The organism is Rhodococcus pseudokoreensis (assembly GCF_017068395.1).
GTDB lineage: Bacteria > Actinomycetota > Actinomycetes > Mycobacteriales > Mycobacteriaceae > Rhodococcus_F > Rhodococcus_F pseudokoreensis.
The window spans coordinates 801861-827991 of record NZ_CP070619.1; the positions used below are offsets into that span (position 1 = coordinate 801861).

At 69.7% G+C, this 26131-nt stretch carries 20 protein-coding genes; 10 read left to right on the plus strand and 10 right to left on the minus strand.

The features are described 5' to 3' along the window. Window positions 1-160 precede the first annotated feature (160 nt). On the plus strand, window positions 161-733 hold the full coding sequence (locus JWS13_RS09205) for a transglycosylase family protein (RefSeq protein WP_206005355.1): 573 nt from the start codon (window positions 161-163) through the stop codon (window positions 731-733). Window positions 734-811: 78 nt separating this feature from the next. Here JWS13_RS09205 and JWS13_RS09210 read toward each other — a convergent pair whose 3' ends face one another. Beyond that, the gene (locus tag JWS13_RS09210) at window positions 812-3793 is read right to left on the minus strand and encodes a UPF0182 family protein (RefSeq protein WP_206005356.1); all 2982 of its coding nucleotides are present in this window, start codon (window positions 3791-3793) and stop codon (window positions 812-814) included. A gap of 154 nt (window positions 3794-3947) precedes the next feature. On the opposite strand from JWS13_RS09210, the gene JWS13_RS09215 reads away from it, so the two are divergent. Then, on the plus strand, window positions 3948-4559 hold the full coding sequence (locus JWS13_RS09215) for a PPA1309 family protein (RefSeq protein WP_206005357.1): 612 nt from the start codon (window positions 3948-3950) through the stop codon (window positions 4557-4559). A 3-nt stretch (window positions 4560-4562) separates the two neighbouring features. On the opposite strand, the gene JWS13_RS09220 is transcribed toward JWS13_RS09215, so the two are convergent. Next, complete coding sequence (locus tag JWS13_RS09220; RefSeq protein WP_206005358.1) at window positions 4563-5585, minus strand: YlbL family protein; 1023 nt, start codon at window positions 5583-5585, stop codon at window positions 4563-4565. A 113-nt stretch (window positions 5586-5698) separates the two neighbouring features. On the opposite strand from JWS13_RS09220, the gene JWS13_RS09225 reads away from it, so the two are divergent. The 3 genes from JWS13_RS09225 (at window position 5699) to JWS13_RS09235 (ending at window position 9461) form a co-directional block, all read left to right on the plus strand. Then, window positions 5699-7114: a zinc-dependent metalloprotease gene (locus JWS13_RS09225; protein WP_206005359.1), complete on the plus strand. Its 1416-nt coding sequence runs from the start codon at window positions 5699-5701 to the stop codon at window positions 7112-7114. A 119-nt stretch (window positions 7115-7233) separates the two neighbouring features. After that, window positions 7234-8124 carry a hypothetical protein gene (locus JWS13_RS09230; RefSeq protein ID WP_241032142.1) on the plus strand — a complete coding sequence of 297 codons (891 nt, stop codon included), beginning with the start codon at window positions 7234-7236 and terminating at the stop codon, window positions 8122-8124. Beyond that, on the plus strand, window positions 8124-9461 hold the full coding sequence (locus JWS13_RS09235; RefSeq protein WP_206005361.1) for an ABC1 kinase family protein: 1338 nt from the start codon (window positions 8124-8126) through the stop codon (window positions 9459-9461). The genes JWS13_RS09230 and JWS13_RS09235 overlap by 1 nt, the downstream gene beginning before the upstream one ends. Window positions 9462-9502: 41 nt before the next feature. Here JWS13_RS09235 and JWS13_RS09240 read toward each other — a convergent pair whose 3' ends face one another. Beyond that, a complete protein-coding gene (locus tag JWS13_RS09240) occupies window positions 9503-9844 on the minus strand; it encodes a WhiB family transcriptional regulator (RefSeq protein WP_241032143.1) in 342 nt (113 codons plus the stop codon). Window positions 9845-10295: 451 nt separating this feature from the next. Next, window positions 10296-12434, minus strand: a complete 2139-nt coding sequence (locus JWS13_RS09245) for an ATP-dependent DNA helicase UvrD2 (protein ID WP_206011553.1) — start codon at window positions 12432-12434, stop codon at window positions 10296-10298. 80 nt (window positions 12435-12514) lie between these two features. Between JWS13_RS09245 and JWS13_RS09250 the strand changes: the two genes are divergently transcribed. Continuing rightward, window positions 12515-12769: a mycoredoxin gene (locus JWS13_RS09250; protein WP_015890142.1), complete on the plus strand. Its 255-nt coding sequence runs from the start codon at window positions 12515-12517 to the stop codon at window positions 12767-12769. Here the strand turns inward: JWS13_RS09250 and nudC are convergent. Then, window positions 12766-13677 (minus strand): NAD(+) diphosphatase, encoded by a 912-nt coding sequence (nudC, locus tag JWS13_RS09255; RefSeq protein WP_206005362.1) that lies wholly within the window; start codon window positions 13675-13677, stop codon window positions 12766-12768. The two genes, JWS13_RS09250 and nudC, sit on opposite strands and share 4 nt — an antisense overlap. A gap of 20 nt (window positions 13678-13697) precedes the next feature. After that, entirely contained in the window at window positions 13698-14765 is a 1068-nt protein-coding gene (locus JWS13_RS09260; RefSeq protein WP_124390342.1) for a potassium channel family protein, read from the minus strand. 121 nt (window positions 14766-14886) lie between these two features. Here JWS13_RS09260 and JWS13_RS09265 point away from each other — a divergent pair, with 121 nt between their 5' ends. Then, a complete protein-coding gene (locus JWS13_RS09265; RefSeq protein WP_124390343.1) occupies window positions 14887-15285 on the plus strand; it encodes a DoxX family protein in 399 nt (132 codons plus the stop codon). On the opposite strand, the gene JWS13_RS09270 is transcribed toward JWS13_RS09265, so the two are convergent. Both JWS13_RS09270 and JWS13_RS09275 read right to left on the minus strand, forming a co-directional pair. Continuing rightward, on the minus strand, window positions 15263-18634 hold the full coding sequence (locus tag JWS13_RS09270) for an ATP-dependent helicase (RefSeq protein ID WP_206005363.1): 3372 nt from the start codon (window positions 18632-18634) through the stop codon (window positions 15263-15265). The two genes, JWS13_RS09265 and JWS13_RS09270, sit on opposite strands and share 23 nt — an antisense overlap. After that, on the minus strand, window positions 18631-21927 hold the full coding sequence (locus JWS13_RS09275) for an ATP-dependent helicase (RefSeq protein WP_206005364.1): 3297 nt from the start codon (window positions 21925-21927) through the stop codon (window positions 18631-18633). The genes JWS13_RS09270 and JWS13_RS09275 overlap by 4 nt, the downstream gene beginning before the upstream one ends. Before the next feature lie 56 nt (window positions 21928-21983). Here JWS13_RS09275 and JWS13_RS09280 point away from each other — a divergent pair, with 56 nt between their 5' ends. Beyond that, window positions 21984-22769, plus strand: coding sequence for an alpha/beta fold hydrolase (locus JWS13_RS09280; RefSeq protein WP_206005365.1), 786 nt, complete (start codon window positions 21984-21986; stop codon window positions 22767-22769). Then, window positions 22769-23077 (plus strand): MGMT family protein, encoded by a 309-nt coding sequence (locus tag JWS13_RS09285; RefSeq protein ID WP_072937666.1) that lies wholly within the window; start codon window positions 22769-22771, stop codon window positions 23075-23077. Before JWS13_RS09280 ends, JWS13_RS09285 begins: the two co-directional genes overlap by 1 nt. 12 nt (window positions 23078-23089) lie before the next feature. Here JWS13_RS09285 and JWS13_RS09290 read toward each other — a convergent pair whose 3' ends face one another. Together JWS13_RS09290 and yczR are read right to left on the minus strand one after the other, a co-directional pair. Beyond that, on the minus strand, window positions 23090-24355 hold the full coding sequence (locus JWS13_RS09290; RefSeq protein WP_206005366.1) for a lipase family protein: 1266 nt from the start codon (window positions 24353-24355) through the stop codon (window positions 23090-23092). A gap of 140 nt (window positions 24356-24495) precedes the next feature. Next, complete coding sequence (gene yczR, locus JWS13_RS09295) at window positions 24496-25941, minus strand: MocR-like transcription factor YczR (RefSeq protein WP_206005367.1); 1446 nt, start codon at window positions 25939-25941, stop codon at window positions 24496-24498. Between the two features lie 61 nt (window positions 25942-26002). On the opposite strand from yczR, the gene JWS13_RS45970 reads away from it, so the two are divergent. Beyond that, window positions 26003-26128: a hypothetical protein gene (locus JWS13_RS45970; RefSeq protein WP_257890675.1), complete on the plus strand. Its 126-nt coding sequence runs from the start codon at window positions 26003-26005 to the stop codon at window positions 26126-26128. Window positions 26129-26131: the final 3 nt, after the last annotated feature.

Sequence of the window (26131 nt, forward strand, 5' to 3'; positions counted from 1 at the left end):
AAGCCGACCCGCCGCTGCTAGCTCTGCCCCGCGGGTTCGGAATCCCCGAAACCTTCGAGGGGCAGGGACGCGGCACAGAAATCGCAGCCCGGCGCGACGACGCACACGTCGTCGCCCGCAGGCCGGCCACGCCAGCAAGCGCGGAGAGGATTGACCCCGCATGACCAATCACAGCATCAGCAAGCGCGCCCTCGGCTGGATCGCCGTCACCGGAGCCGTCGTCGCCGTCCCGCTCGGCCTGAGCACCGGCACCGCCTCCGCCGCCTCCCACAACTGGGACGGCGTCGCACAGTGCGAGAGCGGCGGAAACTGGGGAATCAACACCGGAAACGGCTACTACGGCGGCCTGCAGTTCTCGCAGAGCACGTGGCAGGCCAACGGCGGCAGCGGCTCGGCGTCGAACGCCAGCAAGGCCGAGCAGGTCCGTGTCGCCGAGAATGTTCTCGCGACGCAGGGCCAGGGCGCCTGGCCGGTGTGCGGTCAGTACCTGACCACCGGTGGCGGCGACGTCGCCGAAGCCCCCGCGCCCGCGCCCGCACCCGCACCGGAGCCCACCCCGGCGCCCGCCCCCGCGGCACCGGCACCGGCACAGGTCCAGACGCCCGCCCCGGTCCAGCCCGCCGCGCAGCAGGCACTGGACGCCGCGCGTCAGGTCGCCGAGCAGAACGGCTTCGGACAACAGTTCCAGCAGCTGGTGAACGCCAACCCGCAGCTGGTCGACGCACTGCGCTGATCTTCCGCTCGCAGACGACGAGGCCCTGTCATCCGATTCGGATGACAGGGCCTCGTTCGCTTTCTCGGTGAAACGCCCCTACTTCGGGATCGCCTCGTACGCGGCGACCGCCTTCTGCACCCGAGCGAGGGCTGCACCGTATGCCGCGAAGTCACCGCTGCGCTGCGCCACCGTCAACGCGTTGAGCGACGCATCCAGCTCCGCCACAGCCGCCGAGACGTCCGTGCCGGACGGCGGAGCCGCCGGTGCGGTGGGCGCTGCCGGGGCCGCACCCTGGTCGACGGGCGGCGTCGTGCCCGTCTCGGGAGGCGTCCCCTCCTCGGCGCTGGGTGCCGTCGCCACCGAGCCCGTGCCGGCACCGAACACCTGGTCGAGCGCCTGTGCCAGAGTCGGGGCGTACCCGACGCGAACACTGTTACTCGGCGGCGGCTCGCGGTAGCTCACCAGCACTCGGGACAGCTGCGGGAACGTCGACGTGTTCGGGCCCGTCGAACTTCGCTCCGTATACATCGGTTCGACGTACAGGATGCCGCCGTTCGCGATCGGCAGGGTCAGCAGGTTGCCGTACTGAATCTTGTTCGATCTCTCGAGCAGCGTTCTCTCCGACGCCACCCGCGGATCGGAGATCATCGAGTTCTGCGTCTGCTGCGGACCCTGGGTCTGCGTGTCCGTCGGCAATTGCAGCACCGTGAACTTGCCGTAGTTCTCCGGGTCCGATTTCACCGACAGATAGGCGGACAGGAACTCGCGGCTGTACCCCACCATCGCACTGGTCAGGTTGAAGGACGGTTTCCCGGTCTCGGGATCACCGACCAGCACGTAGTACGGCGGCTGGTTCGCGCTCGTGTCGATCGTGGGATCGCTCGGCACCGACCAGAACGCGTTGTTGGTGAAGAACTCCTTCGGATCGTCCACGTGGTACTTGGCGAGCATCTCGCGCTGCACCTTGAACAGGTCCTCGGGATAACGGAAGTGCGCGCGTAGTTCGTCCGGAATCGAGTCCGCAGGCTGCACCGCATCCGGGAACACACCCATCCATGCATCGAGCACGGGGTCGTTCTGGTCCACCTGGTAGAGCTTCACGGTGCCGTCGTACGCGTCGACGGTGGCCTTCACCGAGTTGCGGATGTAGGACACCTCCTTGCGGGGCAGCAGGCGGCCGGTGTTCTGGTCGATGCTGTCCTCGACGAGTCCGTCGAGCGAACTGCGCTGCGCGTACGGGTAGTCCTGCAGCGTGGTGTAGGCGTCCACGATCCACACGACCTTGCCGTCGACGACGGCCGGGTACGAGTCGCCGTCCGCGGTCAGCCACGGTGCGACGTGGGTGACGCGGTCCCGGGGGTCCCGGTTGTAGATGATCTTCGAATCCGAACCGATGGCACCGGAGAACAAGATGTTGCGTTCGGTGTACTTGGCCGCGAACGCCAACCGGTTGAACCAGTTGCCGATCGGCACACCACCCGAACCGGTGTACGTATAGCGCGAGGTGTCGGTGTCGTACTCCCGCGGATCCGAACCCTGGGAACCACCGACGATCGCGTAGTCGGCATCGGTGTCGGCGATGACCTCGCCGTAGTAGATGCGCGGCTGCTCGACCGGGATGACCTGATTGCCCGCGGCCTGGGAGGCGATGTCGCTGACCATGTAGACGGGGTAGCCGCTGTTGCTGTTCGCGGCTTCCTCCGCGGACTCGCCCGCTGCGGCATTCACCCGGTTCGCGGGGGCCGCGACCAGTCCGTTGCCGTGTGTGTAGACGGTGTGCTTGTTGATCCAGTCCGTCTGGTTGCCGGTCAGGCTCTTGGACGACAACTCGCGGGCCGCGACGATGTAGTCGCGCATCTCCCCGTCGATGTCGTACCGGTCGATGTCGAGCGTCGGCGGGAAACCGTAGAAGTTCTTCAGCTGCTGCTGCTGGGTGAACGTCCGCGACAGGATGTTCGGGTCGAGCAGTCGGGTGTTCGCGATGGTCGTCACGTCGGCGGGCACGTCGCGCGGCGGCGTCGTCCCGTACCCCTGGTAGTCCTGGTACTCGACCTTGTCGTCGGTGATGCCGTACGCCTGCCGGGTGGCGGCGATGTTCCGCTCGATGTACGCGCTCTCCTTGTCGGCGGCGTTGGGGCGCACCGAGAACTGCTCCACCACGAGCGGCCACACCGCGCCGACCAGGATCGACGAGAGCACGAGAAGGGCTGTGGCCATTGCGGGAATCCGCAGGTCGCGCAGGAAGATCGCCGCGAAGAACGCGCCCGCGCAGATGACCGCGATGGCCAGCAGGATCAGCTTCGCCTGCAGCACCGCGTTCATGTCCGTGTAGCTACCACCGGTGAACGTGGGCTCCTTGCGGCTGCTGGACAGCAGAGAGTACCGGTCGAACCAATACGCGACTGCCTTGAGGAGAATGAACGTTCCCGCGAGCACTGCCAACTGGACTCGCGCCGCATTGGTCAGCGCCCCGCCCCGGCCCGCGAGCTTGAGCCCACCGAAGATGTAGTGCGTCACCAGGCTCGCGAAGAACGCCAGCAGCACCGCGACGAACAGCCAGTTCAGGACGAACCGGTAGAACGGCAGATCGAACGTGTAGAAGCCGACGTCGAGGCCGAATTCGGGATCGGCGACGCCGAACGCGCCGCCGTTGATGAACAGCTGCACCGTCACCCAGCTGGACTGGGCGATCAGGCCGGCGAGCAGTCCCACCGCGATCGGAATGGCAAGTCCGAACAGGCGCAGCCGGGTCATCACCGTGGTGCGGTACCGCGCCACGGGATCGTTGGGCCCCGACACCGGGACGAACACCGGCCGCGAACGGTACGCGAGCAGCAGTGCCAGCCAGACGATTCCGCCGACCACCACCCCCACGACGAGGAAGAGCAGCAGTCGGGTGACGAGGACCGTGGTGAAGACACCACGGAATCCGACCTCACCGAACCACAACCAGTCCGTGTACGTGCTGATCAGCCGAGGACCCACCAGCAGCAGGGCCGCGACGACAAGCGCCAGCACCAGCAGCACTCGACTGCGTTTGGACAACGACGGTAAACCTGCGGGGGGCCGCATGCCCACGTGCCACACTCCAAGAACTCGGCGACGCTCGCGCGCCGCGGTCAACTGCACCGTTCGGTCGTCCACACCCGAACAGCGAGGGCGTGACCGTTTCGTCCCACTCTACGTAACAACCGAGAGTTGCCGCCGTCGGTCCTGTTCCGGGGGTGCGAAGATGGGTCCTGTGAGTGAAGAGAATGTGAACCGAGAGCCGGACGCCCTCGCCCGCTGTGTGCGTGAGGTGGTCGAATTCGTCGATGCCGGAGGGTGGGATCAGCCGCCCCAGATGTTCGCACTCGTCCCGACCGAACTCCTGGCGGCCGCCGAACCGAGCCTGCTCGACCAACTCGCCGACGGTGCGGAATTGACCCCGGTGGAACAGGATCCGTTCCCGGGCGACATCGACGGCGGGTCACGCGCACTCGACGAATTCCTCGCCACCACCAGCTGGCCGGACGGCGTGGTCGGGTGCGCCCTCGTCCAGGAGATCGTCGTCCTGCCCCCCGAGGCGGAATCCGATCTCGACGACGCACTCGTCCCGCTGCTGTCAGACCGCGACGCCGCCGACGACGCCGCGCGGGCCGCAGCCGAGTCGCATCCCGACCGCCGGTCCGCCCGCCTCATCGCCGCCGTGCTGCGCGACGGACCCTCGCTGTGCCTGATGCAGTTGCGCCCCGACGAGGATGCCGACCCGTACGCCGGAATCGAACTGCTCACCTACGAGGATCTGGCGCCGAATCTCGTCAGCGCGCTGTACGCCACCCTCGACGCGACGGACGATAACTGACGGTCAGCAGTGCGGCGCGTCGGCTCCGGCGTTGACGGCCTCGAGCGCGTCGACGGCTCCGTCGAGGTTCTCGACCTTCACCAGCCGGAGCCCGTCGGGTGCGCCCTGGCGTGCCTCGTCGCAGTTCTTCGCCGGCACCAGGAACGTCTCGGCGCCCGCCTCGGACGCGGCGATCAACTTGTACTTGATGCCTCCGATGGGGCCGACGTCGCCGTCGGAGTCGATCGTGCCGGTGCCGGCGACGAACTTGCCTCCGTTGAGTTCGCCCGGGCTGAGTTTGTCGATCACCGCGAGCGTGAACATGAGTCCCGCCGAGGGGCCGCCCACGTCGGCGAGGTTGAAGTCGATCGTGAACGGGACGTCCGGGACCTCCTCCGGCGTGATCCCCAGGTAGCCCTTGGCCTCGTCGTCCGGGCGGGCACCGAGCACCACCCGCACCGTGGTCTCGGCGCCGTCACGCCGGATCACGATCGGCACCTCGGTGTTCGGGGGCACGTCGGCCACCGCCTCCTGCACGCCGCCGACCGTCGACACCGGCTTTCCGTCGACACTGACCAGCACGTCGCCTTCGCGCAGCAGCCCCTGGGAGGGGCCGTCCTCACCGACCTTCGCGATCCGCAGGTCCACCGGCTTGTCCAGGAAGTGGAGCGCCGCGAGTTCGGCGCTGTCCTCCGACTGCTGGAAGTCGGCGTCGTTCTCCTGCTTGACCTCGTCCTTCGACTTGTCCGGCGGGTACACCTCCTCGCGGGGCACGATGCCCTGGCGCCCGCTGGCCCACAGTCCGAACGCTTCGAACACGTTCAGGTCGTCGCGCACGGCGACCGTCGTCATGTTGAGGTGGCCGGTGGTGTCGTCCACGTCCGTTCCCTCGATGGCGACGACCTGCTCACCACCCACTTCGCCGAGGGTGTTGAACGTGGGTCCCGGCCCGAGAGCCACGAACGGCACCTTGATCACGGTGCCGAGAATGCCGAGTACCACGATCGGGGCCAGCGCAGCCAGAAGCGTCACGATCCGTCGATTCACCTGGACCAGCGTAGAGCGCGAACCGGCGGGCACCGCTGTCGGCCGTCCGCGTGTTCGCCGTCAGCGTGACGCGGTCGGCAGCCACCGAACCATGCGCCTTGTACCGTTGAGTCATGAGCAATCCGCCCTTCGGCTTCTCCAAACCCGACGACGATCCCGATCGTGACAAGAACACGGGGGATCAGAACGGGCCCGACCGCGACAAGAACGCGGGCGGTTCCGGCGACTTCGGTTTCGGGGCGGGTGGTTTTCCCGCCGGGGGCTTCGACCCGGCCGCCCTCGGCCAGATGCTCACCCAGTTCGGCCAGATGCTGAGCGGGATGGGCACGTCGATGGGCTCCGGGGAGCAGACCGGCCCGGTCAACTACGAGATCGCGAAGAAACTCGCCCGCCAGCAGATGGGGTCCGTCGCTCCGATCACACAGGGCAACTCGGAGGCGATCGCCGACGCCTCGCGGCTCGCCGAATTGTGGCTGGACGCCGCGACGACGCTGCCCGCGGGCGCGTCGAAGACCGTCGCGTGGACGCCCAACGACTGGCTCGACAACACCCTCGACACCTGGAAGCGGCTGTGCGACCCGGTCGCGGAGAAGGTGTCGGGCATGTGGGTGCAGGGGCTCCCCGAAGAGGCGCAGCAGATGGCGGGCCCCATGCTCGGCATGATGAGCCAGATGGGTGGCCTCGCGTTCGGCTCCCAACTCGGCCAGGCGCTGGGCCAGCTGTCGAAGGAGGTGCTCACCTCCACCGACATCGGTCTCCCGCTCGGTCCGGCCGGCACGGGCGCACTGCTTCCCGCCGCGGTGGAGCGGTTCAGCAAGGGGCTCGAACAGCCCGACCGAGAGATCCTCGTCTTCCTCGCCGCCCGTGAGGCCGCCTACCAGCGCCTGTACAGCCACGTCCCGTGGCTGCGTCAGCGTCTCCTCGCCACCGTCGAGGAGTACGCCCGCGGCATCACCATGGATTTCTCCGCCATCGAGGACATGGCGAAGGGGCTCGACCCGTCCGCGCTGACCGATCCGTCGCAGCTCGAGAACATCCTGCAGCAGGGTGCGTTCGAACCGCAGACCACACCCGAGCAGAAGCAGGCGCTCGAGCGACTCGAGACGCTGCTCGCCCTCATCGAGGGCTGGGTCGAGGTCGTCGTCGCGTCGGCGCTGAACGACCGCCTCCCCGGCGTCGCGGCCCTCAGCGAGACGCTCCGCCGCAGGCGCGCGACCGGCGGACCCGCCGAGCAGACGTTCGCGACGCTCGTCGGACTCGAACTGCGTCCCCGCAAGGTCCGCGAGGCCGCGCAGCTGTGGACACGGCTCACGTCCGAGTCGACCGTCGACGCCCGTGACGGCGTGTGGGCCCACCCCGACCTGCTGCCCGACTCGTCCGATCTCGACAGCCCGGACGCGTTCGTCCAGCGGGTGCTCGGCGGCGGCGACGGCGGCGACTTCGACAATCCGATGGCGACGGAGGCCCGCGAGCGGGCCGAGGAGGCCGAACGCGGCAAGTCCGGCAAGGACGACGAACCGGAGTCCTGACCCCCTGATTGCACCAATGTGTAAGTAGCGGGAAGTCCGCAGGCCGGAGCGTGTTTCGGCCTGTGGACAACTCGTCTTTTCCTGGGCGGCGGCCGGTCGTGGCCTGGAATCCTCGGTGGGTGACCATTCCGCACCCGCACCCCATCGGTGTCACCCTCGACCCCCGGATCGCCGTACTCGTCCGCCCCGACGGGCGGGTGCAGTTCGGCTGGGATCCCGAACGCGCACTCGTCCTCTCCCCGCCGCCCGGTGTCCGCACCGATCAACTGCTCGCCGTCGTCCGGCTGCTCGACGGCCGGAACACGCGGCCGCACATCCTGTGGACGGCGGTCGGGTACGGCCTGGCGCCCACGGACGTGTCGAAGCTGCTCGGCGATCTCGACCGCGCCGGTCTCATCGACGTCGCAGGCACGTCCCCGATCGCGGACACGATCACCATCCGCGTGCACGGGCGCGGACCGCTGTCGGATGCGGTGTCCGCCGGGCTCACCGACGCCGGCATCCGGGTCTCCCGCTCGTTCCGCTACTCCGCCGACGGCGACGTCCGGCGGTGGAACGCCCTCTGCGTCGTGCTCGCGGACGATCTGGTGGCGGACCCTCGCCTCGCCGCGGACCTGGTCCAGAACGGGATACCGCACCTGCAAGTCCGGCTGCGGGACGGTCGCGGTGTGGTCGGTCCGCTGGTTCTTCCGGGCCACACGAGTTGCCTGCGGTGCGCCGACCTCCTCCGCGCCGCGTACGACGAGGACTGGCCGCACCTGTCCGCTCAGCTCCTCGGGACGGTCGGGCACGCGAGTCCCGCCGTGATCATGGCCACGACCGCCGTCGCACTCGGCCAACTCGAGGCCGTCTTGTCCGCCCCCAGAGGCGCGCCGCCCAGCAGTCTCGACGCGACGCTCGAGATCGATCTGGGCGCGCACCGGCTGGTGACGCGGCGCTGGCCGAGGCAGGCGAGTTGCAGCTGCACGTATCTGGCGCCCGCCGTGGGCGAATCGAACCGCCTCCGGTGATGATGCATGATGGTGGGGTGCCCGACATCCCCCGCAGGAGTTCTGCCCGCACCGCGAAACTCGCGAGCATCCCATTGGGGATCGCGGGGCGTGCCGCGATGGGGTTCGGCCGCAAACTGACCGGCGGTGACAAGGACGAGATCGACGCCCAACTGAGCGCGAGGGCCGCCGAGCAATTGTTCGCCGTCCTCGGCGAACTCAAGGGCGGCGCCATGAAACTGGGGCAGGCGCTCAGCGTCATGGAGGCGGCGATCCCCGAGGAGTTCGCGGAACCCTACCGTGAATCGCTGAACAAGCTGCAGGCGCAGGCACCTCCGCTGCCCGCGAAGGCCGTCCACCGGATGCTCGACCAGCAACTGGGCACCAAGTGGCGGGAGCGGTTCCAGTCGTTCGACGACACCCCGACCGCATCGGCCAGCATCGGCCAGGTGCATCGCGCCGTGTGGGCCGACGGCCGCGACGTGGCCGTCAAGGTTCAGTACCCCGGCGCCGACGAGGCTCTGCGCGCCGACCTGAAGACACTCGGCCGGTTCGCGGGACTGTTCGCCTCGGTCATGCCCGGCGTCGACGTGCGGCCGGTCATCGACGAATTCACCGCCCGCACCGAAGAAGAACTCGACTACCGGATCGAGGCGAACAATCAGCGCCGCTTCGCGAAGGTGTACGACGGGGACCCGAAGTTCGCGATTCCGCACGTCGTCGCGAGTGCCCCCAAGGTGGTGGTCACCGAATGGATGTCGGCGAAACCGTTGTCGGCCATCATCGCCGGCGGCACCCCCGAGGAACGCAACACCGCAGGCGCACTGCTCGCGGAGTTCCACTTCGCCTCCCCCGCCCGCGTCGGCCTGCTCCACTGCGACCCGCACCCGGGTAACTTCATGCTGCACAGCGACGGCCGCCTCGGGGTCATCGATTTCGGTGCCGCAGCGCCGTTTCCGCACGGACTTCCACCGGTGCTCGGGGCGATGGTCCGGCTGGCGGTCCACGAGGAGTTCGACGAGCTGACGGAGTTGCTGCACGCCAACGGATTCGTCCTGCCGGGCAGAACGGTGACCGACAAGGAGATCGCGGACTACCTGCGTCCCGTCACCGATCCGATCCGCACCGAATCCTTCCACTTCACCCGCGCCTGGCTGCAGAAGGCTGCGGGGTCCGCAACCGACTTCAACAGTGCGCAGTTCCGAACCGCCCGGGCACTGAATCTGCCCGCCGAGTATCTGATGATCTTCCGGGTTCTCGTCGGCTCGGTGGGGATCTGCGCTCAACTGGACGCGTACGCGCCGTACATGGCGATCCTCACGCGGTGGCTCCCCGGCTTCGTCGACCCCGACCTGTGAGTACTTCTTAACCGCGGGCGGTTAAGAAGTACTCACAGGTGCTACGCGCACACCAGCGCCGGCGTCTTGCGGGGACGTCCACGCGGACGCTTGCGGGCGATCACGACACCCTGGTCGAAGATCTCCCCACCCCACACTCCCCACGGCTCACCTCGATCGAGGGCAGCGTCGAGGCAGCGGGAGCGGATCGGGCAGGACGCGCACAGCGCCTTCGCCTGCTCCAGCTCGGTGGGCGTGTCCGCGAACCACAGGTCGGGGTCGTCGACCCGGCACGGCAGGTCACCACGTGCGGTAGCTATCTGAACAAATCCGCTTGTGGCGGTTGAGGTTTCGGATACCCCTCGGCATGTCACGGTAGACACGTCGTTCTCCTCTGCTCTCATTGCGACGGTTGATCTCTTCGGTTCGATGAAAATGGTGCGAACCAGAGCCGAGGCTGCGAGCGGAAAAGGTGCTCGAACTACGAAGGCCACGGTCCGCGATGCGGGTCCGTGGCCTTGAAAAGACGGTGGGAGTTGATCTATCGAGGAGTTCCTCGACAACTCCGATACACGGACTCGACTGCTGTTGCGGGACGACGACGGGCTGCCGACCAGACAATCGCCGGTGCCGGTTCCGCCGCGTTCATGCCGAACAACGCGGAGGCAGCAGCGACTGCCGTCTCATGTGCTTGGAACTTTGTCATTTCACCGCCACCTCCATTTCTTCTCGATCCGATGTGAACCACACGGGTCTCCCCGCGCACTGAAACCACAGTAGGCAATTCTCCAGAACCGCACAACCTATTTTTGACCTGCAGTGATGCGTGCTACTTCCCACCCGTTCGGGAGTCGTTCAGTGACTGCCGCTTCCCTTGATCACACCGAGGACGTCTTCACCGAACTGTTCGAGCTTCTTCGCACCGATCCCGGGGATCGCGACGAGTCCGCGGTCGTCCTGCGGCCGCTGCTCGGCGAGAGCCGTCAACGTGTTGTCGCTGAACACCACGTACGCCGGGACCTTCAGCTCCCTCGACTTCTCGAGCCGCCACGACCGCAGCGATTCGAGCAGTTCCATGTCGATGTTCGACGGGCATCCCTCGCAGCGACCGAGCATGGTCGCGGTCGTCCCGATCAGCTGTTTTCCGCAGAGCCGGCACCGTGGACGCTTCTTGTTGCTCTTGACGGGCGCCGCGATCCGCGAGGCAGGCGAGTCTTCGGGGATAAGTCCGTGCAGGAACCGCGAACGGCGCCGCGACTTGCGGCCGCCCTCGTTCCGGGACAGCGCCCACGACATCTGGAGGTGCTCGCGGGCGCGGGTGACCCCGACGTACAGCAACCGGCGTTCCTCCTCGACGGCGGCTTCGTCGGGCGCCGAGTTGGAGTCGCCGAGCACGTGCTGGATGGGCAGCGTTCCGTCGGTGAGGCCGACGAGGAACACGGCGTCCCATTCGAGCCCCTTCGCGGCGTGCAGGGACGCGAGGGTCACACCCTGCACGACGGGTGGGTGCCGCGCCTCCGCCCGCAGACTCAGCTCGCGCAGCAGCGCGTCGAGGGTCAACTCCGGATCCTGGGTCAGCTGTTCCTCGGTGAGCGCGACGAGCGCCGACAGGGAGGCCCACCGCTCGCGGGCCTGCGCACCCGCCGGTTCGGCGTCCGTCAGCCCGAGCGGGACGAGGACGGCACGGACGAGCGTGACCAGGTCGGCGCCGACCGCGTCGGGTAGGTCGTCGCGGCCCGCGGCCTGGCGCAGCGCCGCCACGGCCTGACGCACCTCGGTGCGGGTGAAGAAGCCCTCGCCGCCGCGCACCTGGTACGGGATGTCGAGTTTCGTCAGCGCCTGCTCGTGCACCTCGGACTGGGCGTTGATCCGGTACAGCACCGCGATCTCCGCCGCCGGGGTGCCGGACGCGATGAGCCGCTTGATCGTGCGCGCCACCCCGGCTGCTTCGGCCGGTTCGTCGTCGAACTCGACGAAACTCGGCTCCGGCCCGGAGTCGCGCTGCCCGATCAGTTGCAGACGGGTGCCCGCGATCCGGCCGCGCGCCGCTCCGATCACCCGGTTCGCCATCGACACGACCTCGGGGGTCGACCGGTAGTCGCGCTCGAGGCGCACGACGGTGGCCTCGGGGAACCGGCGCGAGAAGTCGAGTAGGTAGTTCGGTGTGGCGCCGGTGAACGAGTAGATGGTCTGGTTGGCGTCGCCGACGACGGTGAGGTCGTCCCGCTCCCCGAGCCAGGCGTCGAGGACACGCTGCTGCAGCGGGGTGACGTCCTGGTATTCGTCGACGACGAAGCAGCGGTAACGGTCGCGGAACTCCTCGGCGACCGCCGAATGCTCTTCGAGTGCCGCCGCCGTGTGGAGCAGGAGGTCGTCGAAATCGAGGAGCATCCCGTCCTGGCCGCGGGCCTTGAGCTGTTCGTAGCCGTGATACACCTCGGCGACCTTCGCGGCGTCGACCGGCGCCTCCCGGCGCAACTTCGCCACCGCACGCGGGTAGTCCTCGGGCGCGATCAGCGACGCCTTGGCCCACTCGATCTCACTCGCCAGGTCCCGGATGCTCTCCGTGCTGGTGGACAGCCCGACCCGTCCGGCGGCGGACGACACGACCGCGAACTTGCGGTCCAGCAGCCGCCATTCCGTGTCGCCGATCACCTGCGGCCAGAAGTACCGCAACTGCCGCAGCGCGGCGGCGTGGAACGTGCGCGCCTGGACCTGCGCTCCCCCGTCGCCGATCCCCAGGCTGCGCAGCCGCCCGCGCATCTCGCCTGCCGCGCGCGCCGTGAACGTGACCGCCAGCACCTGCCCCGCGGCGACGTGCCCGCTGGCCACGAGGTGCGCGATCCGCCGGGTGATGGTCCGGGTCTTGCCTGTTCCGGCACCCGCCAGCACGCACACCGGCCCCCGGGGAGCGAGGACCGCTGCGGACTGTTCGGGATCGAGACCGGTAGTCGTCACCTCTGCTGCGCCGGCTGCTGACATGGCGTCCATCATGACAGGGGCAACCGACACGGCGCGAAGCGGACGAACACCGCAGTGGGAACACACGGCGGACTCGTGGTGTTATATGCGCCGTGACTGCTACCGACACCCCCGCCCTGACCATCTACTCCACCACCTGGTGCGGCTACTGCCGGCGCCTGAAGACGCAGCTGGACGAATCCGGCATCGGCTACGTGGAGATCGACATCGAGGACGATCCGGCGTCGGCGGAGTTCGTCGGCAGCGTCAATGGCGGCAACCACGTTGTTCCCACCGTCAAGTTCGCCGACGGCAGCACCGCGACCAACCCGTCGTTGGCACAGGTCAAGCAGCTTCTCGGCGTCTAGGACTCCGTCGCTGCCGCAGCCCAGGACTCGATGATTCCGCGCGCGATGGAAATCGAGCCCGGGAGCAGCAGCGTGGCGTCGGTGTCCGACGCCCAGTCGCCGAGTTCGAGTGCCGTGCGCACCTCGTCCCGGGTGAACCACCGGGCCTCGGCGATCTCGCCGTCCGCGAACGTCAGCGGGGCGTCGGGATCGCCGACGGCCGCGAACCCGATCATCACCGAACGGGGAAACGGCCACGGCTGGCTGCCGAGGTAGCGCACGTCACGGACGTCGACGCCCACCTCTTCCTTGATCTCCCGGACGACGCACGTCTCGAGGGATTCACCGGCCTCGACGAATCCGGCCAGGATCGAGAACCGCCGCGGCGGCCACGTGGGCTGCCGGGCCAGGAGCACACGATCCCCGCCGTCGTGCACGAGGCAGATGACCGCCGGATCGGTACGGGGAAATTCTTCGTGCCCGGTGCTCGTCGAGATCCGCGACCACCCCGACATCGTCGGCTCCGACGCCGCGCCGTCGAGCGCACTGAAACCCGCGCTGTCGTGCCAGTTGAGCATCGCGAGGGCGCCGGTGAGCACACCCGCGTCGGCGTCGTCCAGCGTGCCGCCCAGAATCCGGAGATCGGCCAGTTCGCCGGTCAGCGCCTGCACCCGCACCGCCCACACGTGCCGGTCCTTGCGGATGCCGAGGAACACGGCCCCCGGTTTCGGTTCGGGGCCGAGTTCGGTGGCATCCGCGAACACCAGACCGTCGTCCCCCACCCGCACCTGTCCGCGGTGATTGACGCGCAGCAGCAGCGCATCTCGCCAGCCCGCTCGCAGCGCGTCCGTGTCCGAACGCAATTCCTCGGCCCGCCCGACGGCGGAGCGGGACAGGAGCGGGGTGTCGTTGAGCCGGAATGCAGTCACGCCGTCGACACTACTGCCGATCAGTTGGCGACCCGACGGATGTACAGCAGTCGGTCGTTCTCCTCGATCGAATCGACCTCCGGCGAGCCGACCCGGATCAACCGGCCGTCCCGCACCACACCGAGCACGATGTCCGCGAGGTGACGCGGGGAGCCGCCGATCTCGTCCCGCTCCACGGGACGTTCCGCGATCGCGAAACCCGCCTCCGGTGTCAGGAGGTCCTCCATCATCTCGACGACGCTCGGCGTCTTCGTGGCGATGCCGAGGAGCCGGCCCGCGGTCTCGGAGGACACGACCACCGAGTCGGCGCCGGACTGCCGGAGCAGATGCGTGTTCTCGGATTCGCGGATCGCGGCGACGATTTTCGCCTTCGGGGCGATCTCGCGCGCCGTCAGCGTCACCAGCACCGCGGTGTCGTCGCGGTTGGCGGCGACGATGATGGCCGACGCGTTCTGTGCGCCCGCCAACCGGAGCACGTCCGATTTGGTGGCGGATCCGTGGACCGTGACGAGGCCCTTGCTGGCCGCCGAGTCGAGCACGGCGTGGTCGGTATCGACCACCACGATCTCCGACGGCGGAACGTCGTCGCCGAGCATCGCGTCGATCGCGGTGCGTCCCTTGGTTCCGTAGCCGATCACCACGGTGTGATTGCGCACGTGCTGCCTCCAACGCTGAATTTTGAACGCCTGCCGGGAGCTCGCCGTGAGCGCGGAGAGAGTCGTACCGACCAGGACGATGAGGAAGAAGATTCGAAGTGGCGTGATCAGGAGGACGTTGACGAGCCTCGCAGACGGTGTGAACGGCGTGATGTCGCCGTATCCCGTCGTCGACAACGACACCGTCGCGTAGTAGATGCAGTCGAGCAACGACAGTTCGTTGTCCTGCACGTCGCGGTAGCCCGCCCGGTCGATGTAGACGATGAGAACCGCCAACGCCAACGCCGCCAGGGCGATCCCCACCCGGCGGTAGATCGCCCGCGCCGGACTCGTCTGCAACTCCGGAATCCGGAGCACACCCACCAACGCGAAGTCCGGCCGGTCGGTGAGGGTGTCCGACCTGGTCAATCTCTCACGCAGCCTACCGGCCATATGTTTGTCTCCACGTTGCACTGAACTCCGACATCGGCTGGCAGCCTAACCCCGATTGTCCCACCGGACACACGGCGGAGCCTCGTTGTCGCGAACCGGGTGGTTCGGGCAAGCTGGCGTCATGCAACGAGAGAGCGTCACACCAAGACCGAGCCAGAAGCCCGCACTCCGTCTCGCCGCACTGCTGCTGGGCGCGGGCACGATGCACTTCGTCGCCCCGAAGTTCTTCGATTCCACGGTCCCCACACAGTTGCCGGGCGACGCCCGCACCTACACCTACGTGTCCGGGGTCGCCGAACTCGCCATCGGCACCGCGCTGGCCGTGCCGCGCACGCGCAGGCTCGGTGGCGGTCTCGCCGCACTGCTGTTCGTCGCCGTCTTCCCCGCCAACATCAACATGGCAGCGGACTGGCTGAAGAGCCCGAAGACGACGACCGTGCAGAAAACCGGTGCGCTGCTGCGTCTTCCGCTGCAGATCCCGTTGGTCACCGAGGCCCTCAAAGCTCGGCGTCACGCCTGAGGTCGTCCTCGGGACCACCGTCGTCGGGACCACCGTCGTCGGGACCACCGGCGCCGGCGGTACGGAGGAGACGGGCGAGCGCGTCGGCGCCGGGCAGACGGTCCGGCGCGATCGTCCGTCCGGTCCGCACGTAATGGAATGCGGCGCGCACCCGCTCGATCGGAACGTCCATCAGTTCGGCCCACGCCAGCCGGTACGCGGCGAGCTGCATCACGACGGCCTTCTCGTTGGCCGCGCTCGGTTCGGCACCGGTCTTCCAGTCGATCACCGTCCATCCGCCGTCGGGGTCGGTGAACACCGCGTCGATCCGTCCCCTCAACACGGTCCCGGCCACCGAGGTCTCGAACGGCACCTCGACCTCCGTCGGGTTGCGGTCGGCCCACGGCGAGCGCAGGAACGCGTCCTGCAACGTCGCGAGGTCGGCATCCGGGCCCGCACCCGTGTCGGCGGCACCGGGCAGCTCGTCGAGGTCGAGCAGCCGGGTGGCCCCGAAGCGGCGCTCGACCCAGGCGTGGAACGCGGTGCCGCGCCGGGCGAGCGGATTCGGCGGGAACGGCAACGGCCGCCGCAGCCGGGCGGCCAGGGCGTCCGGGTCGGCCTCGAGTTCGACGAGCTGGCTCACCGACAGCTGGCCGGGTAACACCACCTCGGTGCGGGCGTTCGCACGCGCTTCCCGCTCCGCGAGGAGGGCGTCGACGTCGGCCGCCCAGTTCTCGGGATCGTCGTCCTCGTCCGCCGGCGCCTGCTTGCCGACGTTCTTCAGCGCCGCGACGACCAGCGCCGCACCGCGCTCGACCGACTCCCGGCGGAGCCCGAGCGGATCCCGCGGCCACACCGCCGACTTGGGGGTGCTGGTCAGCGGGTTCTGCTCCTCGGGTTCGGGTGCGGGCGCCCAGAGATCGACGGTGCCGATGCCCTCGTGCTGCTCGTCCGTCACCGTGTCGCGCAGTTCGGTGAGGAACTCCGACGGCCCCTTCGGCTCGGTTCCCGATTCTGCCCAGTGGTGACCCGACGCGAACAGCACCCGTTCCGTGCGGGTGAGGGCGACGTAGAACAACCGGCGGTCCTCGTCGAGTCGGCGGGCCGCCAGCGCCGACTTGTGCGCCTTCACGGCCTCCTCGAGGTCTTTCCGGTCGTACAGGTTCTCGAGGTCGAGGACGGGCACGCCGTCGGCCGACTCCCCCGGCCGCGCCCGGTCTCCGCGCAGCGACGGCGGCAGTTCGCCGAGCGCACCGAGCCAGGACCCGGACGCGGTCCGCGACGGAAAGACGCCGGCCGTGAGGTGCGGCACCGCCACCACTTCCCACTCCAGCCCCTTCGCCGAGTGCACGGTCAGCACCTGGACGCGGTGCGGGTCCACCTCGACTTCGCCGGGCGCCAGGCCTTTTTCGACCGATTCCGCGGCGGACAGGAAGGCGAGCAGTCCCGTGACGGTGGCCGACGTGCGGTTCGCGTAACCGGCGACGACGTCGGCGAAGGCGTCGAGATGTTCACGCCCGGCACTCCCCCGCGCCGATTGCCGCGTTCGCGCCTGCGCTTCGATGCCGATCCCCAGCACCCGTTCGACCTCGGCCACCAGTTCGGTCAGCGGCTGCCCGATCCGCTCGCGCAGGGACGCCAACTCCGCCGCCACCGCGGTGATCCGTGCGTAGCCGACCTGCGAATAGCGTTCGGCGGGGCCGGGATCCGCCAGCGCGTCCGCCAGCCCCGCCTGCTCCGCGTGTTCACCGGGCAGCGCCTCGCCGACGGCGTCGGCCAGGGCGGCCGAATCCGTGACGGCGCCGGTGGTGCCGTAGCCCGTTCCGATGGCCAGTTCGGACGCTCGCCGCGACAGCGCCGTCAGGTCGGCGGCTCCGATCTGCCAGCGAGCCCCGGTCAGCATCCGGACGGCGGCACTGCCCGCCATCGGGTCGGCGACGACCCGGAGCATCGCGATGACGTCGGCCACCTCGGGCGTGTGGAGCAGACCGCCGAGACCGACCACCTCGACCGGCAGACCCCGCGACCGCAGCACCTCCGCGATCGGTGCCGCGTCGGCGTTGCGGCGGATCAGCACCGCGGCGGTCGGCGGATCATCGCCCCGGTCCGCGGCGTCCGCGTACTGTTCGGCGATGCGGTCGGCCACCCATTCCCGTTCCTGCACGACGTCGCCGGTGAGGGCCAGCCGCACGTCCCCGGGTACGGCCTGCGGCCGCGCCCGCAGCATGCTGACCGCCACACCCCGCTCCCGCAGGGACGCCGACGCCATGTTGGCCAGCGCCAGGGCCTCCGGCGGGTTGCGCCAGCTGGTGAGCAGTTCCAGCGTCGGCGCCGGATCCCCGTTCGTCAGTGGGAAATCCGTGGCGAAGCGGGGCAGGTTGGCGGCCGACGCTCCACGCCAGCCGTAGATCGACTGCATGGGATCGCCCACCGCGGTGAGCGCGAGTTCGCCGTCGAGGCCGCCGCCGAACAGCGACGACAGCAACACCCGCTGCGCGTGTCCCGTGTCCTGGTACTCGTCGAGCAGCACCACCCGGAAACGGGTGCGCTCGGCGAGGCCGACCTCGGGGTGGTCCGCGGCCACGCGTGCCGCCAGCGACATCTGGCTGCCGAAGTCGAGCGCGCCTTCCCGTCGCAGGGTGTCCGCGAGCCGCTGCACCAGCGGCAGGAGTTCGACCCGGCGGTGCTGGGTGTCGAGGATGTCGAGCAGTTCCTTGCCGGGACCGCCGCGCTGCCGCGGTCCGGCGGGCAGGGTGTGGACGAGCTTGTCGAGTTCGGTGTGCGCCTCCCGCAGATCGTCCGGTTCGACGAGGTGCTCGGAGAGCTGCCCGGCCAGCGCGAGCACGGCCTCGGTGACGGACGCCGGATTCCTGTCGGTGTCGAGGTCGCCGTCCCACGAGCTCACCACCCGGTGCGCCAGCTGCCACAGTTCCGTCTCCGACAGCAGCGTCGCCGACGGTTCGATGGGCAGCAGGAGCCCGTGCTCCGACAGCAGCCGTCCGGCGTAGGAGTGGTACGTGCTGACCTCCGGTTCGCCGGCGAGGATGCGCGATCGCAGGTCGCCGCTCGGATCGACCCTTCGGAGCAGGTCCGAACCCGCGAGCCGGGCAAGGCGTCTCCTGATCCGGGCGGTCAGCTGCTGCGCCGCCTTGCGGGTGAACGTCAGGCCCAGCACCGCCTCGGGGTCGACGACCCCGTTGGCCACCAGCCACACGACGCGGGCCGCCATCGTCTCGGTCTTGCCCGCGCCTGCCCCCGCGACGACGAGGGTCGGGCCGAGGGGGGCCGCGATGACCGCGGCCTGTTCCGGGGTCGGCGGATGCTGTCCCAGTCCGATCGCGAGTTCCACCGGATCGATGCGGATGGTCATTCCGACGTCACCTGCCGTCCCTCGTCGTGCGCGGGACAACTCGTCCGCACCGGGCAGTGCCTGCATCCGTCGTTGACGCGGGCGAGGAACTCCGGCCCCTTGGTGGCGGCGGCTGCCGCGTGGATGACCGCGAGCCACGTCTCGAGGTCCTCCCCCGACAACGGTGCCTGCACCCGCTGCGTCGCGCCTTCCTTCTTGTGTGGTTTGGCGACGAAGACCAGCCGCGCCCCACCGGGATTCGACGCCGGCTCCCCGTCGATCGCACCGGTGGCCGCCGCCACCTGGTACGCCGCCAGCTGGGCGTGCTGCTGGGCGTCGTCCTTGGTGACGGGTGAGCGGGCGGTCTTCACGTCGACGATCACGGGCCTGCCCTCTGCGTCGCGCTCGAGCCGGTCGATCCGCCCCCGCAACCGGATCTTCGGTGAACCCTCCTCCCGCGGCTCGAGGACGCCGTCGACGGCCACCTCGACGCCGACCTCGGTGAGTTCGGACCGGGTGTTCCCGAGCCAGGCGGTGAACGTGGCGAGCATGTCCCGGGTGCGGTCGAGTTCGCGCCGCGAGTACCACTGGGAGCCGAGATCGATCGATTCCCACGCGTTCTCGAGCGCGCGTTCCACCTGATCGGGTGGGATGCGGCCTGCGAGCGCCTGCACCAGCGTGTGCACCAGGGTTCCGGCGATGGCGTGGGTGTTGTCGCCGTCCCGGCCGCCGTGGCGTTCGAGCAGCCACCGCAACGGGCAGGTGTTGAGCAGGTCGACGGTGGACGGCGACAGCGACACCGGCCCGTCCTCCGCGTTCCACAACGCCACGCCGGTGCTCGGTTCGGCGGTGCCGTACCACTGGTCCGGGTGGGCGCCGCGCACTCCGGCTTCGGCGAGCCGGGCGAGTTGGCGGGCGGCGCGGTCCTGGCGGGCGGGGTCGGATGCGGCGACGTCCGGATCGCAGACCACGCTGCGCAGTTCGGCGACGAGGGCGGGCAGGGCCAGGACCCGGGTCGCCGGGTCCTCCGCAGGCACGACCGCGTCCTCCGCGTCCGGATCCTGGTCTCCGGCGAGCAGTTCGTCGACGAAACGGGAGTGGACGAGGTCGGCGTCGCCGCTGGCCGAGTCGACCGCGGTGACGAGCAGACTCCGCCTCGCCCGGCTGCACGCCACCAGGAACAGCCTGCGTTCCTCGGCCAGCAGCGGCGCAGTACGCGACATCCGGTCGGCGGCGGTCTCGCTGCCGTCGGACACGCCGCCCGTGAGGTCGATCAGCGCCTCCGTGCCGAGCAGGCTTCCTCGGGCCCGCAGGCTCGGCCACAGCCCTTCCTGCACCCCCGCGACGGCGACGACGTCCCATTCGCGGCCGGCGGCGGAGTGGGCGCTGAGCACGGACACGGCGTCGCCCGGAACGACGGACACGGCGCGTGCGGTGGGAATCGCCTGCCCGGTCAGGTAATCGACGAACCCGGCGAGCTGCGACCGCGGGAGACGGTCGACGTAACTCGCCGCGGCATCGAACAGGGCGACCACGGCGTCGAGGTCGCGGTCGGCCTGCGCCCCGATCGGACCGCCGCGGGCGGACGCCGCCGCCCAGCGACGTTCGAGTCCGGTGGCCTGCCACGCCGCCCACAGCACGTCCTCGATGCCGCGCCCGCGCCCCAGCGGAACCCTCGCCTTCCGCAGTACGGACAGCACCCGGTTCAGGGACGCCGCTTCGACGTCGGTCAGCTTCGCCGTGACCCTGCGGGTGCTGTCCGTCTCGCCGACCAGCAGGAGACGGAGCAACTCCGCGGAGTCGCGGTCGCCGCCGGAGGCCAGCTCGGCGCGCCGCAGACCCCGGCGAAGACGCCGGAGCGCCACGGGTTCCGCGCCGCCGACCGGGCCTGCGAGCAGGGCGAGGGCGTCCTCGCCGGTGAATTCCTGCCCCGACAGTGCCCGCAGCACCAGCATCAGCCCCGACACGCCGTGCTGACGGGCCAGCGGCAACTCGGACGCCGCGGTGGTGACGGGCACACCCGCACCGAGCAGCGCCCGCCGGAGCGGAGCCAGCGCCCGCGGAACCGAGCGCACGATCACCGCCATCTCCGACCACGGCACCCCGTCGAGGAGGTGGGCGCGGCGCAGGGTGTCGGCGATCAGCGCCGCCTCCTTCGCCGCGGTGCCCAGGACCCGGACCGACGTCCTGCCGCCGTCCCGCGACGGGGTCCAGATCCGGTGGGGCAAATGCCCCGGCAGTCGGGACGTGATCCGGGCCGCGGTGGTCGCGACCTCCGCCGAACTGCGAAAGTTGACCGGTAGCAGCACTTGCCGCGGGTCGCCCTTGTCGGCCAGGTCGGCGAGGAACGTGGGGTCGGCCCCGCGGAACCCGTAGATCGACTGGTCCGGGTCACCCGCCACGACCGTGGTGCGGGTACCGGTGCCGACGAGCCGGACCAGTTCCGCGGCCTGCGGATCGAGGTGCTGGGCGTCGTCGACGAGCAGGTGCCGCACCCGGGCCCGTTCCGCGCGCAGCAGGTCCGGGTCGGTGGCGAACGCGGTGAGGGCCGCACCGATGAGTTCGGCCGCGTCCAGCGCCGGAGCCGTGGCCTCGGGGGCCTCGACACCCACCGCTCCGCGCAGCAGCATGCCGTGCTCGTACCGGGCGGCGAACCTGCCCGCCGCCACCCACTCGGAGCGGTCGTGCCGCCGACCCAGCTTGATGAGATCTTCCGGGCCGAGACCGCGCTCGCTCGAGCGCAACATGAGGTCGCGCAGTTCGACGGCGAAGCCGCCCAGCGCCAGTGCGGGACGCAGACGGTCGGGCCACATCTCGCCGCCGTCTTCGATGTCGCCCTGCAGCATCTCGCGGAGGACGGCGTCCTGCTCGGCGCCGGTGATGAGGCGCGGCGGCGGATTGCCGTGGGCGGCGGCCTGCAACCGCAGCACCGCGAACGCGTAGGAGTGGACGGTGCGGACGAGCGGTTCGCGCGTGGCCCGGGGCCCGTGATGCTCGTCGTGACCGATGAGGGCGGCGGTGACGTCTTCACGCACGCGGCCCGCCGCACGCTTCGACTGCGTCAGGACGAGCACCGACTCCGGGTCTTCACCGCCGGCGATCCGGTTCACCGCGACGTCGACGAGCAGCGACGTCTTGCCGGTTCCCGGGCCGCCGAGCACCTGCCACGGATTCCAGCCCAGGCCGAGGGGCGGTGCGGTGAGGACGCGCTGCGTGGAGTCGTCCCACACCCGGGCCGGGCGGTCGGGGCTCGGGCGGTGCACGAGCCGGGCCCGGGGAGCCGACGTCCTGGTGCGCACCGCCGATTCCGTCATGGGCAGCATTCCACCAGAACGGTCCGACATCTCCGGCGGCGGCCCGATCCGGCATCATGGGTCGGGTGTCAGCACTGAATACGTACCTGTTCGGCGCCGAGGACGGCACGGAGATCCTCGCCCTGCACGGACTCACCGGTCACGGCAGACGGTGGGAGGCGCTGGCCACCGACCAGCTTCCCGGCGCCCGGTGGATCTCCCCCGACCTGCTCGGGCACGGCCGCTCGACGTGGTCGCCGCCGTGGAACCTCGAGGCCCATGTCGCGAGCCTCGTCGACACCCTCGACGCGCACGCCCGGGGACCGGTCCTGGTGGTGGGCCACTCGTTCGGGTGCGCCCTGGCGCTGCACCTGGCACGCACCGTCCCCGACCGGGTCCGCGGCCTCGTGCTGCTCGACCCGGCGATCGGGCTCGATCCCGCGCAGATGCGGTCGGTGGCCGATCTCACCATCTCCTCCCCCGACTACACCGACGTCGAGGAGGCCCGGTCCGACAAGCTGCACGGCTCGTGGGGGGAGGTGGCCCGCGACGTCCTCGAGGACGAGATCGCCGAACACCTCGTGCCCCTCGAGAACGGCCGGGTCAACTGGCGACTGTCCACCCCGGCCGTCGTGACGGCGTGGGGCGAACTGGCCCGCGAGGCGGTCCTGCCGCCCGCGCATCTGCCGACCGTGCTCGTGCAGGCGTCGAAGGTGCAGCCGCCGTACGTCACACCCGAGTTCCGCAAGGCCCTCGTCGACCACCTGGGCGACAACCTCACCGCCGTCGACCTCGACTGCGATCACATGGTGCCGCAGGCCCGGCCCGACGAGGTGGCCGAGCTCATCCGCACACTTCTCTGATGGTCGCGACGACGGAAGAACAGGTCGAGGCGGTCCGCGCGCTGGTCGCGTCGATTCCGCCCGGCCGGGTGGCCACCTACGGCGACATCGCCGCGGCGGCCGGGCTGTCCAGTGCGCGGACAGTGGGCTGGATCATGCGCACCGACTCCGCCGACCTCCCCTGGCACCGCGTGCTGGGCGCGTCGGGGCGGCCGGCGCCGCACCTCGCGCACAAGCAGATCGCGAAGCTCGAACTCGAGGGCGTGCCCATCCGGGACGGCCGCGTGGATCTCGCGGCGGCGCGGTACCGGTTCGATCCGCCCGGCTGACGGTCACCCGCCTCAGCAGGTGCTCGGCGCGGGGTCGCCGCGGAACCGGGCGTCCATCCAGTCGAGCCCCTGGGGCAGTCCCAGCGCCGCCGCCGACAGATGGTCGGGTGTCGGCGTGAGCAGCGTCTGCACCGGGGTGCCCGCGTCGCAGTACCGCCGCAGGGTGGTGTCGATCGAGTCGACAGGGATCAGCGCGTCCGTCGGGCTGTGCCATTCGAAGATCGGTACGGTGGGCACGCCCGGGTACAGCTCCAGGCTGTTCTCCTCCATCACCTTCCACGCTTCCGGGTCGTCCATGAAGTTCTGGTTGTCGGTCATTTCCGAAGCGCTGTGCCCGATTCCGAACAGCATGATCTCGTTGGTGCATCCGTTGCCGATCATCTGCTTCATCCGGCGGCCCTCGTCGTTGAGTTGGCCGCTGACGTCGATGCGATCCGGGTATTCGCGTTCCAGACCCAGTGCGGCGGCCATCGCGAGACCGAACGCGGGGTGCGGGTTGGTGCCCAGCGCCTCCGCCATCTTCACCAGGTTCATCGGGGTTCCGCCCTCGGCGGCGCCGACGATGTTCAGTTCGGGGGCGTAGCTCGGCGCCAGCGCCGCCGCCCATGCCGTCGCCATGCCGCCACCGGAGTACCCGCCCAGTCCGACCTTGCTGTTCTGTACCTGCAGTTCGGGGACCCGCTGGACGGCTCGGATGCCGTCGAGCGTGATCTGGCCACCGAGTTTGGCTGCGCCGTACGCCATCCGCGGTCCCAGATGGTCGGGCAGCGCTACCGCCCACCCGCGCGCGAGAGCGATGTTGAGGCCTGCCGCCTCCCGGATCTGGTGCAGCGGGTCGGTCGTGTACAGCTCGGTGACGATCTTGCACTTGTTGCCCAGCGAATTGATGATGTGCTGATACGACACCAGCGGGCCGTCCGGGACGTGGTTCGGGGGCAGCACGTACGTGGTGTTCGCCGCGATCGGCCTGCCCTCGGAGTCGGTGGTCCGGAACAGTAACTCCCACATCGCACTACCGGGGAAGTAGTACGACGGCGGCAACTGGCGGATCTTCAGCACGTCGCCCGGAGCGTGGTCGGCGATGTCCGTGGGCTGAATGTAGAAGGGGTCCGGGTCGGCGACCGGGAAGATCGCGTCGGCAGCGGGCGGTGTCGGCAAGGGCGGCAACGGAACCAGCGGTTGTGCCGCGGAAGTTCCAGCGCCGACGAGGGCGGCGGTCAGGGCGAGGACCGAGCCGACTACGGCGGTGCCGAAGGATCTGCGGAACAACGAGCCCATGACATACCCCACATTTCAGCGACGGGTCGACGGCATCACTATGCCAGAGCGTCGATAAAGATCCGCCCCTTTCCCGGTACCGAACAGGTCTCTGACCGATACTTCGATTCACAGATACTTTTCCGTGACACACCCGCGCGTCACACGACGAGCGCCGGCGTCACGGACATCGAGGCGTCGGCGGACACGACCAGCGTGGCAAGGACATTCACAGCGGCGGTCAGTTCGGACACCGGCCGCGTGAACGGCATCCGCTGATGGTCGTCGAACAGATGGCCGGTGCCGAACCGCGGCCCCGGCGCCAGCAGCAGCCCCCTCGACCGCGCGGCCGCGACGAGGTCCGTCGAACTCGCACCGGCCGGAAGCCTGCACCACAGGGACAGTCCCCCGGCGGGCAGCACGTAACTCCACTCGGGCAACCGCTCGTCGACCGCCGCCGCGAGCGCGTCCCGCTGCACCCGGAGGTCACGGCGGCGCTGCGCAACCAGCCGGTCGTGCCAGGCGAACAGGCGCACGGCCGCAAGCTGATCCAGCACGGAGACCGACAACTGCCTGCGGGCCATGATCTTGGCCATCTGCGCGGTGCGGGCAGCCTCCGCACGCACCCAGCCGATGCGGATACCTCCCCACACGGTCTTGCTGAGGCTGCCGATCGCCACGGTCGCCGATTCCGGGACCGGGACGCCGAACGGCTCGAGGTCGTCCGGACCGTCCAGCACGATGTCGGCCGCCACTTCATCCACGACGGTCACCACTCCGTGGCGGGCGAGGGTCGCGGCCAGCCGCCGTCTGCCGTCGGGGGTCGCCCTTGCTCCCGACGGATTGGAGAAGTCCGGCATCACGTACGCCACCGTGGGGGCACTCTGCCGGGCGGCTCGGTCCACTTCGGCGACGAACGCGTCCGGGTCGGTCGCGTCGATCGGCACCGGAACGGGTCTGCCGCCGGCCGCCTGCACGGATTCGACCGCGCCGGGATACGTCGGGTGTTCGATCAGGACGCGGTCGCCCGCCTCGACGAGCGCCTCGAACACCACCTCGGTGGCGTCGCCCGCGCCCCCGGTGACGAGGATCTGGTCCGTCGTGGTCGGGCGACCACGGCGCGTGTAGCGGTCTGCGATCGCGGCCCGGAGTGTGGTCAGTCCCCCGGGGTGGTATCCGTGCTGGGGCATGAAGTGGGGCAACTCGTCGACGGCGTCGAGGTACGCCTCCCTGAGTTCGGGGGCGGCCGCCGGTGCGGCGTTGACGAGGTCGATCACACCGTCGACCGGCGCCCCGACCATGCTCCCCCAGGCAGGCGGACCGGACGGCATCGCCACGAATGTCCCCGATCCGTGCCGCGCCGACGCCCAACCCGCCTCTCTCAGTTCGCGATAGGCGGCGCTGACGGTCACCCGGCTGAGCCGGAGTTCCTCCGCGAGGGCCCGTTCGGCGGGCAGCCGGACTCCGACGGCCATGGATCCGTCGGCGACCCTCTCGCGGAGGGCGTCGGCGAGCCCGCGGTACAGCGGTTGCCCGCCTGCGGGCGCCGCACCGAGCAGCACCGCCAATTCGGCCGCGGAGACGGTTCGGACCGGTTCACTGCTCATACAGGCCACTTTTCCACAGAGGACTGAATATCGCAGTCCACTTCGGGCCGACAATCGATACATGCTGGTAATTGGAATCCTCTTGGCCCTCAGCCTGGCGTCGGTGGCCTGGCTCTGCGTCAGCACGGCGCAGGGCGGACGGTCCGGGCTCGCCGGTCCTCCACGCAGCCACCTGCACAGCGACTGAGGG